The organism is Streptomyces altiplanensis (genome assembly GCF_053591575.1).
This window is the reverse complement of sequence record NZ_JBSFUB010000044.1, coordinates 1-12,273: the sequence shown is the minus strand read 5'-3', so window position 1 is coordinate 12,273 and position 12,273 is coordinate 1. Positions and strand designations below refer to the sequence as shown.

Below are 12,273 nucleotides of genomic sequence, written 5' to 3'. Positions count from 1 at the left end.
GCCGTGTCCCTGCCGCGCCCCGGCCTCGGCCTTGTCCCGACACCCTCGCAACTCAGCCTGACCCAGGGCTGGTTCACCTTCGACGACGCCACGGCGATCCGCGCCGCCCCCGGCGCCGAACCGGCGGCCGCGCTGCTGCGCACCCTGCTGGCCCCGGCGACCGGCCTGCCGCTGCCCCTCGCCGCGGACGGCCGGGTCGTTCTCCTCCTCGACCCCGGACTCACCGGTCTCGGCACACAGGGATACGGGCTCACCGTCGGCGGTGACGCGGTCCTGCTGCGCGCCGCCCGGCCCGAAGGGCTGCTGCACGGCGTCCAGACCGTCCGGCAGCTCCTGCCGCCCGCCGCGCTGTCGGCCGAACCGGTACGCGGCACACGGTGGTCCGTACCGTGCGTACAGATCACGGACGTGCCCCGGTTCGCCTGGCGCGGCGCGATGCTCGACGTGGCCCGCCACTTCCAGCCCGTTTCGTTCCTGCGGCGCTTCACCGACCTGCTGGCCCTGCACAAACTCAACGTGCTGCACCTGCACCTGACCGACGACCAGGGCTGGCGGATGCCCGTCGCCGCGTACCCCAGGCTCACCGAGGTGGGAGGGGTGCCGCACGGCGGCGCGTACACCCGCGAGGAGCTGAGCGCCCTGGTGGCGTACGCCGCCGACCGGGGAGTCACCGTCGTACCGGAGATCGAGATGCCCGGTCACGTGCGCGCCGCCCTCGCGGCCTACCCGCACCTGGGCAACCGGCCCGAGCGGCGACTGGAGGTGTGGAACCGCTGGGGGGTGTGCGACACCGTCCTGGGCGTCCACGACGAGGTCCTCGGCTTCTGCCGCACCGTACTGGACGAGGTCATGGAAACCTTCCCCTCGCCGTACGTCCACATCGGCGGCGAGGAGTGCCCGGCCACCGAGTGGCACCACGCGCCCGCCGCCCTGGCGCGCGTCGCCGCGGAAGGGCTGTCCGGGCCCGAAGCCCTGCACGGCTGGTTCATGGAGCGCATCGGCGCCTTCCTGGGCGCGCGCGGGCGCCGGCCCCTGGGCTGGACCGCCACCGGAGACGACCTGCCGGCCGCCTTCACGGCCCTGGCCTGGCGCGAGGGCGACCACGGACTGGCCGCCGCCCGCCGGGGCCAGGACGTGATCATGGCCCCCTACCGCTCCACGTACCTCGACTACCCGCAGTCCGCGCTCCCGGAGGAGCCGCCCGGCCAGCCCGGCGAGGTGGTCGGCCTGCGGACCGTCTACGAGACCGACCCCGCACCCGCCCACTGGGAACCGGCGGCCGCGGCCCGGGTGCTCGGCACCCAGGCCCAGCTGTGGACGGAATACGTCCCCACCCCCGCACACGCCGAGTACCTCGCCTTCCCCCGGCTGTGCGCACTGGCCGACACCGCGTGGTCGGGCGGCCACGACTGGCCCGGGTTCCAGGCACGACTGCACCACCACAGCGCCCGGCTCGACGCCCTGAAGGTGGCGGGCCGTCCCTCCACGATCCGTCTTCGTCCCGAGAGGAACATCAGGTGACCAGCATCAGCACCAGCACAGACGGCAGCGGTACCAGCACCAGTACCGGCAGGAGAGCGCGCACCACACGGACACGCGCGGCCCTGGCCGCCGCCCTCGTGGCCGCCCTGGGCTGCGCCACCCTGTCGGCGGGCCCCGCCGCCGCGGCGGACGAGTCGCTGGCGGTCCAGTACCGGCAGAGCGCCACCGGCAGCGACCAGGCCGAACCCTGGTTCAAGGCCGTCAACACCGGCAGCACCCCGGTCTCCCTCGGCCAGGTCAAGATCCGCTACTACTTCAAGGCCGACGCCGGCGCCTCGTACACCTTCGCCTGCTCCTGGGCGGTCAAGGGCTGCGCGAACATCACCGGCACCTTCGGCACCCTCGCCAAGCCGACCGCCACCGCCGACCGCTACCTGGAGATCGGCTTCACCGCCGGTGCCGGCACCCTCGCGCCCGGCGCGGACACCGGCGACATGCAGCTGCGCTTCCACCGCTCCAACTGGCAGCCGCTGAACCAGAGCGACGACTACTCCTTCGGCCCCGCCCAGACGGCGTACGGGAACTGGTCCAAGGTCACCGCCAGTGTCGGTGGTACGCCGGTGTGGGGCACGGCGCCCGAGGGCAACGGCCCGGGGCCGGACCCCGACCCGACCGACCCGCCGACCGGGGGCGCCACGCTCTTCGACGACTTCGACTACACCTCGCACACCGATCCGGCGATCGGAGCCCACGGCTGGAGCGTACGGTCGAACGCGGGCGGACCGGGGGTGCCGGGGGCGACCTGGGCGGCGCAGAACGTCACCTTCGCCATGGAGGGGACCAACTCCATCATGAACCTGGAGACGTCGACGGCCGGCACCGCCGAGTCGACGAAGCACACCGAAGTCCTCACCAAGGCGACCAAGTTCAAGAACGGCACCTACGCGGCCCGGGTGCGGTTCTCCGACGCGCCGAAGTCGGGGCCTGACGGCGACCGTGTCGTGCAGACCTTCTTCACCATCAACGACCTCAAGGCCCCGATGGCGGACGACTACGCCGAGTACGACTTCGAGTACCTCCCCAACGGCGGCTGGGGCGAGCCGGGCAACATCCTCTACACCACCTCGTGGGAGACCTACCGGCCCGACCCCTGGGAGGCCGTCAACCAGCACTCCGAGGTCCGCACGAGCTACGCGGGCTGGCACGACCTCGTCGTCACCATCGACGACAGCAACATCACCTACTACGTCGACGGGCAGGAGTTCGGCCGTCATGACGCCCGCTATCTGCCCGAGCGGCCGATGTCCATCAACTTCAACCAGTGGCTCATCGACCTCGCGGGGCAGACCGGCACCACACCGCGCGCCTACGACCAGAAGGTCGACTACGTGCTCCATGTCAAGGACCAGACGCTGACTCCGGCGCAGGTCACCGCCCGGGTCGCCGCGTTCCGGGCAGCGGGGACGGCCTTCGAGGACACGGTGCCGGGCGGCCAGTGACCGTACTCCGGCGGACGGTCGGCGGGCGGACGCCGGCCGGGCGACCGCCCGCCGGAGTACGGCCCGGCAGGAACTCCCGCCCCCGGGAGGCGGTCAGGGGTGCGCGCTGTGGTCGTTGCGCCGGTGAGTCCGCCCGGGAGCGGCAGCAGAGGCCCGGCCGTGACCGCGGTACGGGAGCGGCTGCCTGTCCGCCACCGAGTCCATCGCCACGTCGGCCGCGTCGCTGGAAGCGCCCGCGGCGGCGGCTCCCGGCCCCACCGTCACGGGGAGGCACCTCAGCGGACGGGGTGTGCCTCCTCCGCCCCCGGACGGTCGAACTGGGTGCGGTACAGCTCCTGGTACCGGCCTCCGGCGGCCAGCAGTTCCGCGTGGGTCCCGCGTTCGACGATCCGGCCCTCCTCGACGACCAGGATCAGGTCGGCGGCTCGTACGGTCGAGAGCCTGTGGGCGATCACCACGGCGGTACGGCCCTCGAGCGCCTCGTCCAGAGCCTCCTGGACGGCCGCCTCGGAGGTGGAGTCGAGGTGGGCGGTCGCCTCGTCGAGGATGACGACCCGCTGGCGGGCCAGCAGCAGCCGGGCGATGGTCAGCCGCTGCCGCTCGCCGCCGGAGAACCGGTAGCCGCGTTCGCCCACGACGGTGTCGAGGCCGTCGGGCAGCGAGGCCACCAGAGCGTCGAGGCGGGAGCGGCGCAGGGCGTCCCAGATGTCGTCCTCGGTGGCGTCGGGCCGGGCGAGGAGCAGGTTGGCGCGTACGGACTCGTGGAAGAGGTGCCCGTCCTGGGTGACCATGCCGATGGTCTCGCGGATCGAGGCGGCGCTCAGGTCCCGTACGTCGACGCCGTTCAGCCGTACGGAACCGGAGTCGGCGTCGTACAGCCTCGGCAGGAGCTGCGCGATCGTGGACTTGCCCGCGCCGGAGGAGCCGACCAGGGCGACCATCCGGCCGGGCTCGGCGCGGAAGGAGACACCGTGCAGAACCTCGGCGGCGTCACGGGAGTCGAGGGTCGCGACTTCTTCGAGGGACGCGAGGGAGACCTTGTCGGCGGAGGGGTAGGCGAAGGAGACCCCGTCGAACTCCACGGAAACCGGCCCGTCCGGAACCCGGCGGGCGTCCGGCTTCTCGGCGATCAGCGGCTCGAGACCGAGGATCTCGAAGACCCGCTCGAAGCTCACCAGCGCGCTCATCACCTCGACCCGGGCACCGGCCAGCGCGGTCAGCGGGGCGTAGAGGCGGGTCAGGAGCAGGGCGAGGGCGACGACGGCTCCCGGGTCGAGGCTGCCGCGCAGCGCGTAGTAGCCGCCGAGTCCGTAGACCAGGGCGAGTGCCAGGGCGGACACCAGGGTGAGGGCGGTGATGAACGTGGACTGGGTCATGGCGGTACGGATGCCGATGTCCCGCACCCTGCGGGCGCGTGCGGCGAATTCCGCGGACTCGTCGGCCGGGCGTCCGAAGAGCTTGACGAGGGTCGCGCCGGGGGCGGAGAAGCGTTCGGTCATCTGGGTGCCCATGGCGGCGTTGTGGTGGGCGGCCTCGCGCTGCAGCTTCGCCATCCGGGAACCCATCCGGCGGGCGGGGACGACGAACACCGGCAACAGGACGAGGGCGAGCAGGGTGATCTGCCAGGAGATGCCGAGCATCACGGTGAGAGTCAGCAGCAGGGTGACGAGGTTGGAGACGACGCCGGAGAGAGTGTTGCTGAAGGCACGCTGAGCGCCGATGACGTCGTTGTTGAGCCGGCTGACGAGTGCGCCGGTCCGGGTGCGGGTGAAGAAGGCGACCGGCATGCGCTGGACGTGGTCGAAGACCGCCGTACGGAGATCGAGGATCAGCCCCTCGCCCAGGGTGGCCGACAGCCGGCGCGTCAGCAGACCGAGACCCGCCTCGGCGACGGCGATGGCGGCGATGAGGAGCGCGAGCCGGGTGACCGTGCCGGTCTCCCGGCCCTGGACGACCGCGTCGATGACGCTGCCGGCGAGGACGGGGGTGGCCACCGCGAGCAGGGCGGTGACCACACTGAGCAGCAGGAAGCGGTACAGCTGCCGGCGGTGCGGCCGGGCGAAGGAGGCGATGCGGCGCAGGGTGACCCGGGAGAAGGGCCTCCGGTCCTGTTGGGCGTTCATCGCGCTGTGCAGCGATGTCCACGCGGTGACTTCCATGTCCATGAGGTGCCTCCGGGGCTGGTGGGCCGACGCGGTGCCCGTCGGCCGGCGTGGCCCGGGGCGCACACGGAAAGTTAGATCCTGAACCGGACTTGAGGTCAAGGGAAGCCGCGGCCACCGGCCCTTGCACGCCGTTCGGGCCGGTGCCCGGCCACGGGGCTCACCGCTGCCGCGGCGTGGCTGTCCGGTCCTTGACGCCGGTGGACGGGGGAGGCCCGGTGGCGGGCGACGGGGCGCCACACCCGGGCGGTCTCGGCCCGCACCGTGTCGAGCTGCGCGGCGGTCTCGCCCGCCCCGGCGCCCGCCTTGCGCAGAAGGGCGCTTTCCCGGGCCCACCCGGTGACGGTCCGTGGCGTCGCCCCGGGGACACGGCCTCGGAGCCGCCCGGTGCGGGCACGAGGAAGGCGATGCCGTCGCAGCCCGGGCAGTGGACGAGGACCGTGTCCGTGAGGGCGTACGCCGTGTACCGCTGATCGCGGAACCGGGAGGAGCGCGGGGCAGCTGTCGCTGTCCTCGGGGAAGTGTGCGGCGCGAAAAATCACTTGATCACCAGGATTATGGTGCCCGCATGACGACTGCACTCCGCCTGGAGAAGATCACTGCCGGCAATTTCGACGCCGCGATCGGCTTGAAGGTCCGCCCCGACCAGGAGCACTTGGTCGCTCCGGTCGTGAAGTCCCTCGCCGAGGCGTACGTGTACCCCGGCACAGCCTGGCCCCGCCTGATACTCGACGGTGACCGGCCCGTCGGCTTCCTCATGGCCTTCCTCGGCATGGACTTCGCCGGCGACGGCAAGGGCACCGACATCCGCTCGGGCCTCTGGCGCCTCAACATCGCGGCCGGCGAGCAGGGCCGCGGTTACGGCCGCTTCGCGGTCGAGTCCGTGGCCGCCGAAATCCGCCGCCGCGGCGGCACCCGCCTCACCACCACCTGGCACCCGGGCGAAGACGGCCCCGAGCGCTTCTACCTTGGGCTCGGGATCCGGCCGACAGGGGAGATGAGCGGAGACCAGAGGGTGGGGGAACTGGAGTTGGGCTAGGCACGGAACCGCCCGGGAGCCCCTGGGCCCGGCCGCGAGTGGGACGTCACACCCGCGTTTCTCTTTCGAGTGAACTGTCGCGTGTGTGCTGGGGAAGATCGGCGTCGTTTCCGGGCTGGTTTTGTGCGGCTTTCGCATGCCCCAGCACGTTTTCTCCCCTGGGGAATCGCCGGTCGCGCGGCCCGCGAATGGCCGGGTCGTGAAGTTAGTATCCCCACCGTCCGCACGGCGCGTGCAATTGCACGAGAAATCCCACGATCCCCTTCGTAGGCGCGTCCGTTCCCGGGGCCGGAGCGGTCGCCGCAGTCGTGTTGCGGACTTGTTCGAACGGTTCGGCGAGAGAGGTGTTATGCGACAGGTCAGTAATGGAGTTCCGGCCGGTTCTCTGGTGAACGTCACCTGGGTGAAGAGCCGGCACAGCAACGCGGTGGGCAACTGCGTCGAGGTGGCGGCCCTTTCGTGCGGTGAGGTCGCAGTCCGCAACTCCCGCGATCCGCAGGGGCCGGCGCTGGTGTACACGCGTGCCGAGATCGACGCGTTTCTCGCCGGCGTCAAGGAAGGGGAATTCGATCACTTCGCCCTGGAGGGGCGCGCGACATAGCGGATACCGGGCGTGGACCGGGCTGCCGGCTGCAACACTCGTCTTCGACCCCTGTCGTTGAGCTGGAGCCGCTATGTCCGCCCTGCCGAACCGAGTCGTGTCCCTCGAGCGTTACCTGCAACGCCCCGGCCAGGCGCCCGTCCTGCTGAAGAGACTGGTGGGCCGCCACCTGGCAGCCCTGCGCGAGGAGGCGGGCCTCTCGCAGGGGCAGGCCGCCAAGCGCGCCGGGTTCAGCAACTCGAAGATCTGCCGAATCGAGCAGGGCAGAGGGAAGAAGCCGGCCGAGGAGAAGGACGTGGCTCTTCTGCTCGGCCTCTACGGCGCCGGGCCGGACGAGGCATCTCTGATGCGGGAACTGCTGCACCGGGCCGAGGGATCCGTGTGGTGGCAGCGCTACAGCCACACCATGCTGCCCGAGTGGCTCGAGGAGTTCATCGGTCTGCAGGAGTCCGCGGAGACGATCCGTACCTACGAGGTGCAGCTCATCCCCGGGCTGCTGCAGACCGAGAGCTTCGCCCGTACTGTGATCAGCCTCGGTCTTCCGATGGCCGGCCGGGCCGAGGTGGAGCAGCGTACGCAGCTCCGGATGCGCCGCCAGGAGATGCTGGCGCGGCCGAATCCGCCTTCCCTGTGGGCGCTGATCGACGAATCCGCGCTCCACCGGACACTGGGCAGGCCTGACGTGATGCGGGAGCAGCTGCAGCATCTGCTGGACGTCTCCAGGCTGTCGGACGAGAACTCCGCCATCACGCTGCAGGTGGTCCCCCGGAACGCTCCCGAGGCGTTGTCGTCCAACACCCCGTTCACCCATCTCCGTTTCCCCGAACAGGACGTGCCCGACGTCGTGTACCTGGAACAGCTCAACGGCGCGGAATTCCTGGAGCGCCCCGAGGCGACCGTGGAATACCGCGCCCTGCTGGACCGCCTCTCCGCGGCAGCCCTCACGCCCAGAGCCACTCGGGAGCTGCTGAAGAAGACCATCCAGGACCTCTCCGCCTGACGCGGGAGCCCGGAGTGCGCGTACGGATCACCGGATCCGGGCGACACCGCCGAACTCGGTCCACTCGTCGGTCTCCTGGCGCGGAGCCATGTCCGAGTCGGGCCGCCACGTGGAGACCTCCACGAGCCCGGGGGGGAGGATGTCCATACCCTCGAGGAACGCGTGTACGTCGCTCTCCTCGCGGACGCGCCCCCACCTTCCCTGTGTGCTCTCCCGCATGAAGTCGGTGACGAATTCACGCACCGCAGCGTCAGGGCTGACGAGTTGGCACACCACCAAGAAGCTGCCCGGGGCCAGGCGCGACGCCACGCGGCGGACGAGGCCGGCCGGATCGTCGTCGTCGGGAATGCAGTGCAGCACCGACACGAACAGGGCGGCCACCGGCCGGCTCAGGTCGATGAGCCGCCGGGTGTCGGGGTGGCCGAAGATGCCGTCGGTGTCCCGCATGTCGGCGTGGATGACGGCGGTGGAGGTGTTCTCCTCCAGGAGGGCGCGGCCGTGTGCCAGCACGATCGGGTCGTTGTCTATGTAGACCACCCGGGAGGACGGGTCGACGCGCTGGGCGACCTGGTGGACATTGTCACGGGTCGGCAGGCCGGACCCGTGGTCGATGAACTGGCGCACGCCGTACTCCGCCGCCAGGGTCCTCACCACACGCTGCAGAAAGCGCCGGTTGTTCACGGCCAGGGCCTTCGTGCTGGGCACCTGCTCCAGCAGCTGCGCGCAGGCCTTCTGATCGGCGGGATAACTGTCCTTGCCGCCGAGGAGGAAGTCGTACATGCGAGCAACGCTCGGTACGGTCACGTCGATTGATGCGGACAGCGGTCGATCCCCGTGGTTCATCCGGCCCCTCACCGCACTGTTGTGACAGCACGTCGATTCGGTGAAGCCCACATGGTAAGCAAGGCGGAGGCAGCGGAACCAGACCTCGATGGAGGGAAGCGGAGACCCGCGGAAGCGGACTGGTCGTTCGGCATATGACATGCGTGTCGGCGGGCACGCCGGTGGCCGGGCGGGTGTGTGCCGGGGCCTCGCGCGGATCCCGCGGGCCGATGCCGGGACTCAGGCCGTCGGCAGGTTGCGCCGGGCCGCGCTGAGCCAGCTGCTGACTGTCGGCTCCTGCACGCCCATGAGAGCGGCGGCCTGCCTCGGTGTCAGGGAGAGGTGGTGGCACAGGACCACCGCATCGGCCTGGACGGCCGGTAACCGCCCGTGAACGTCCTCACGGCCCGCCGCGGCCGGCGCGGTGTGCTCCACCGACGACGTGATCAGGCGGCCGAGCAGCCGCCAGGCCACGGCGGCCGGGCAGGAACTGCTCAGCGCCGTGGGCCAGATCAGGGCCAGTTGCCCCAGGGCGGCCTCCACCACCGCCCGGCCCGCCTCGGCGTCGGCGAGCCGGGCCTGGGCATAGCGCAGGTACGCATCCCGGTGCAGCAGGCAGAACGCGGTGTAGTCCAGCGGCAGGCAGACCGCCAGTGGCTCCGGCGGCCCGGAGGGGTGGTGGGCCCGTACGCTGCTGCGACCGGACCCGGGCTGGTGAGATGCCCCGGCCATGTTGGTGATCTCCTTCCGGGGTGTCGGCGCAAGCAGGTCGTGGGCCGGGGGAGACGGGCGGTGCCGGGCGGTGTCTCTCGCCCGGACCCGTGGCCTCCGGCACGGGAGGGGAGGGGGGCTGGTCTCCAGCGTGACAGCCGGGGAAATCAGGGCCTGAGTTTTACTGCGGGTGATGGTGGAGTGTGGTTGCCGTGTCCTGCCGCGAACACGGAAGAACCCGCGGTGAAAAATAGGTCACGCATGGGTTTCCTTTCCTTGGTGGTTGTCTCCCCGGAGGCTCCGGTGACTTCACGATTTCCTCCGAGGTTTCCCGGCGTCGCGTATGCCGTGTGAATGAACGGTAGCGCCTGCGCTGTCGAGTCGCCATCAATTCTCTTCCCGCAACAAATGCTTCACCGGCCCGGGAAATGAAATTGCAGAACAACCGGAACCTGTTATTCATGCAATTGCGCTACCTGCTCCGGCATGCGTTACGGCAGGTCGGAACCAGTCACGGTTCGAAATATTATGAACATTTCATGTCGAATCCGGACGGTGTCGCCGACAGGCCGGAGGGTTCCTGCGCGACGGGTGTCCCGCCGCTGTGTGGAACCGCACACCGGCGAAGGCGGGCGACTCGCCGACCCTGACGGTGACGCCGTCGCGGCCGGCCCCCGGCCTGCACCCGCCGGCTCTCAGGAGCCCCGGCGCGGGGTGTTCCGGACGGCTTCCCGAGGGGCACGGCCATGACCGGCGGCGGGCGCGCACGCAGCGCCGGGGAATAACCGGTATCCGGTGACGACTTGTCCCCGGACATGACTGCCATTCCGTTCAACCCGCGCACGCTGCTCGCGGAAAGCAGGCTCGGTGTCCTCGCGACCATCAAGAAGGACGGCCGGCCCCAGCTCTCGCCCGTCATGCCCTCCTACGACCAGGAAGCAGGTGTCCTCTACGTCTCGATGACCGAAAGGTCGGCCAAGACGGCGAACCTGCGCCGGGACCCACGAGCCGCGCTGGAGGTCACCAGCCCCGACGGCACGGCCTGGGCCACCGCCGAGGGCACGGTGACACTCGTCGGGCCGGGAACGGACCCCCACGGCACCGAGGTCGAAGCACTGGTGGACTACTACCGCATCGCCGCCGGGGAGCACCCGGACTGGGACGAGTACCGGTCGGTGATGGTGTCCGACCGCAGGGTGCTCATGGTGATGGCGGTCGACCACGTGTACGGCGCCGACCTGCGCTGAGAGCGCGCCGAGGGGACTCCCCGTATGCCCAGGTCCGCGCCGGCGCCCGGTTCGTCCGGCGGGCAGGCCCACCGGACGAACCGGTGGGACGCGAGAGCGCTACGCGTCTTCGAAGCGCGCTACGAACCGTCGCTGCCAGGGGGTCTCCACAGCGCGACGGTGGTAGTGCCGGCGGACGAACTGTACGGCCCGGTCCGCCGGGACCCCGTCAAGAACGGCCATGCAGGCCAGGGCCGTTCCCGTCCGTCCGCGCCCACCACCGCAGGCGACCTCGACGCGTTCGCTCGCCGCCCGGCTCAGTGCCTCCTCGAAAACGCTCCGAGCCTGCCGGCGGTCCTCGGGAAGCCAGAAGTCGGGCCAGCGCAGCCACCGGGCGTCCCACTCGGTCGACGGGGGCCGCTTTCCGAGCAGATGGACCGCGAAGGACGGAGCCGGTCCTGGAGGGAGGGGGTGACGCAGGCCCCGGCCGCGCACCAGGACGCCCGAGGGGAACCGTATGACCCCGGGCTCTGTCGAACTCCAGTTCTCCGCCATGCGGTCATGCTACCGACGGCCGGCTGAACCCGTCGTCGCACCGCGTGACCCGCCTTCGGAGCCGGACCTCAGCCGGCCGGCTCTCCGTCGCGCGCCACGACGCGGCCGCCGTGCACCACCATGTCGCGCTGCGGCATGTCCACCACGACCTGCGGCAGGCACTCGCCGCGTACGAGAACGAAGTCGGCCGGGGAACCGGGCTCGAGGTCCGCGTGGGCGAGGCCCATGACGTCCGCGCCGCCGTGCGCCGCCACGCGGTAACAGTCCGCCAGTTCGTCGTCGAGGCGGACATCCGTGACCCAGCCCAGCAGATGTGCCCGGTGCAGCATGTCGGCGTTGCCGAACGGGCTCCACGCGTCGCGCACCCCGTCGGATCCGAGACCCACGCGCACGCCGTGCTCCCGCAGCCGCGCGATCGGCAGTACCAGCGAGGCGGACGGCGCCACCGTCGTCAGCGAGATGCCGAGGTCGCCCAGATCGGCGGCGACCGCGTCGAGTTCGCGGTCGGTGAGGCCGGGCAGGCAGAAGACGTGGCTGAGGGTGACCTTTCCGCGCAGGGACAGGGCCCGCGTACGGTCGATGATCCCGCGCAGCTCCGTGAGTCCCTTCTCGCCCCGGTCGTGCAGGTGGATGTCCAGCCCGACACCGTGCCGGTCCGCGATGCCGAAGACCAGGTCGAGCTGCTCGTCGAGCGCCTCGTCGAAACCGATCGGATCGATGCCGCCGATCATGTCGACGGCTCCCGTGCGCGCGGCCTCCTCGAGCAGCTCGGCGGTGCCGGGGGTGCGGACGACGCCGTGCTGCGGGAACGCCACGATCTGGACGTCGAGCGCGTGCCGCAGACGCTTGCGGGCCGCGCCCACGCCCTCGACGCCGGCCAGATCGTAGGCCGGGGCCACGTCCGCGTGGGCGCGCATCGCCCGGGTGCCGCGGGACACGGCATGTGCCATCAGGCCGTACGCGCGTTCCGCGACGGGGCGACGCTGGCTGCGGAACAGCTCCACGTCCTGTTCGACGTAGTCGGCGATGCCGCTCGCCGGCTCGCGCGTCACCCAGGGGCCGCCCCACGTCGTCTTGTCGGGGTGGAGGGGGCGGGGCACACGGCCGTGGTGGTGCTGGTCGAGGGGGTGCCGGTCGGGGTGCTCGCGGTGGAGGACCGGGTGCGCGCCGGTGCGG

11 protein-coding genes are annotated in these 12,273 nt (G+C 71.1%); 6 read left to right on the top strand and 5 right to left on the bottom strand.

Going from position 1 to position 12,273, the window contains the following annotated elements:
* The first annotated feature begins 3 nt into the window (after nucleotides 1-3).
* Together ACWD0Y_RS19990 and ACWD0Y_RS19985 are read left to right on the top strand one after the other, a co-directional pair.
* Nucleotides 4-1,521, top strand: coding sequence for a beta-N-acetylhexosaminidase (locus ACWD0Y_RS19990; RefSeq protein ID WP_450261660.1), 1,518 nt, complete (start codon nucleotides 4-6; stop codon nucleotides 1,519-1,521).
* On the top strand, nucleotides 1,518-2,981 hold the full coding sequence (locus ACWD0Y_RS19985; protein WP_450261659.1) for a cellulose binding domain-containing protein: 1,464 nt from the start codon (nucleotides 1,518-1,520) through the stop codon (nucleotides 2,979-2,981). The genes ACWD0Y_RS19990 and ACWD0Y_RS19985 overlap by 4 nt, the downstream gene beginning before the upstream one ends.
* 275 nt (nucleotides 2,982-3,256) lie before the next feature.
* On the opposite strand, the gene ACWD0Y_RS19980 is transcribed toward ACWD0Y_RS19985, so the two are convergent.
* On the bottom strand, nucleotides 3,257-5,146 hold the full coding sequence (locus ACWD0Y_RS19980; protein WP_450261658.1) for an ABC transporter ATP-binding protein: 1,890 nt from the start codon (nucleotides 5,144-5,146) through the stop codon (nucleotides 3,257-3,259).
* 565 nt (nucleotides 5,147-5,711) lie between these two features.
* Here ACWD0Y_RS19980 and ACWD0Y_RS19975 point away from each other — a divergent pair.
* The 3 genes from ACWD0Y_RS19975 to ACWD0Y_RS19965 all read left to right on the top strand — a co-directional run bounded on the left by ACWD0Y_RS19975 (nucleotide 5,712) and on the right by ACWD0Y_RS19965 (nucleotide 7,783).
* Entirely contained in the window at nucleotides 5,712-6,182 is a 471-nt protein-coding gene (locus ACWD0Y_RS19975; RefSeq protein WP_450261657.1) for a GNAT family N-acetyltransferase, read from the top strand.
* A 349-nt stretch (nucleotides 6,183-6,531) separates the two neighbouring features.
* A complete protein-coding gene (locus ACWD0Y_RS19970) occupies nucleotides 6,532-6,783 on the top strand; it encodes a DUF397 domain-containing protein (RefSeq protein WP_093803829.1) in 252 nt (83 codons plus the stop codon).
* Nucleotides 6,784-6,856: 73 nt separating this feature from the next.
* Nucleotides 6,857-7,783 carry a helix-turn-helix domain-containing protein gene (locus ACWD0Y_RS19965; protein WP_450261656.1) on the top strand — a complete coding sequence of 309 codons (927 nt, stop codon included), beginning with the start codon at nucleotides 6,857-6,859 and terminating at the stop codon, nucleotides 7,781-7,783.
* 27 nt (nucleotides 7,784-7,810) lie between these two features.
* On the opposite strand, the gene ACWD0Y_RS19960 is transcribed toward ACWD0Y_RS19965, so the two are convergent.
* Complete coding sequence (locus tag ACWD0Y_RS19960) at nucleotides 7,811-8,626, bottom strand: SAM-dependent methyltransferase (protein ID WP_450261655.1); 816 nt, start codon at nucleotides 8,624-8,626, stop codon at nucleotides 7,811-7,813.
* A gap of 219 nt (nucleotides 8,627-8,845) precedes the next feature.
* Nucleotides 8,846-9,337: a sigma factor-like helix-turn-helix DNA-binding protein gene (locus ACWD0Y_RS19955; protein WP_450261654.1), complete on the bottom strand. Its 492-nt coding sequence runs from the start codon at nucleotides 9,335-9,337 to the stop codon at nucleotides 8,846-8,848.
* A gap of 794 nt (nucleotides 9,338-10,131) precedes the next feature.
* Here ACWD0Y_RS19955 and ACWD0Y_RS19950 point away from each other — a divergent pair.
* A complete protein-coding gene (locus ACWD0Y_RS19950; protein WP_450261653.1) occupies nucleotides 10,132-10,563 on the top strand; it encodes a PPOX class F420-dependent oxidoreductase in 432 nt (143 codons plus the stop codon).
* A gap of 99 nt (nucleotides 10,564-10,662) precedes the next feature.
* Here ACWD0Y_RS19950 and ACWD0Y_RS19945 read toward each other — a convergent pair whose 3' ends face one another.
* Both ACWD0Y_RS19945 and ACWD0Y_RS19940 read right to left on the bottom strand, forming a co-directional pair.
* On the bottom strand, nucleotides 10,663-11,097 hold the full coding sequence (locus ACWD0Y_RS19945) for a protein-tyrosine phosphatase family protein (protein ID WP_450261652.1): 435 nt from the start codon (nucleotides 11,095-11,097) through the stop codon (nucleotides 10,663-10,665).
* Between the two features lie 68 nt (nucleotides 11,098-11,165).
* A partial coding sequence (locus ACWD0Y_RS19940) for an amidohydrolase (RefSeq protein ID WP_450261651.1) occupies nucleotides 11,166-12,273 on the bottom strand: 1,108 nt, incomplete at its 5' end.

Coding starts and splice junctions, on each gene's coding strand:
- ACWD0Y_RS19975 (WP_450261657.1), top strand. CDS start 5,712: ATGACGACTGCACTCCGCCTGGAGAAGATCACTGCCGGCAATTTCGAC.
- ACWD0Y_RS19965 (WP_450261656.1), top strand. CDS start 6,857: ATGTCCGCCCTGCCGAACCGAGTCGTGTCCCTCGAGCGTTACCTGCAA.
- ACWD0Y_RS19945 (WP_450261652.1), bottom strand. CDS start 11,097: ATGGCGGAGAACTGGAGTTCGACAGAGCCCGGGGTCATACGGTTCCCC.
- ACWD0Y_RS19980 (WP_450261658.1), bottom strand. CDS start 5,146: ATGGACATGGAAGTCACCGCGTGGACATCGCTGCACAGCGCGATGAAC.
- ACWD0Y_RS19970 (WP_093803829.1), top strand. CDS start 6,532: ATGCGACAGGTCAGTAATGGAGTTCCGGCCGGTTCTCTGGTGAACGTC.
- ACWD0Y_RS19960 (WP_450261655.1), bottom strand. CDS start 8,626: ATGAACCACGGGGATCGACCGCTGTCCGCATCAATCGACGTGACCGTA.
- ACWD0Y_RS19955 (WP_450261654.1), bottom strand. CDS start 9,337: ATGGCCGGGGCATCTCACCAGCCCGGGTCCGGTCGCAGCAGCGTACGG.
- ACWD0Y_RS19950 (WP_450261653.1), top strand. CDS start 10,132: ATGACTGCCATTCCGTTCAACCCGCGCACGCTGCTCGCGGAAAGCAGG.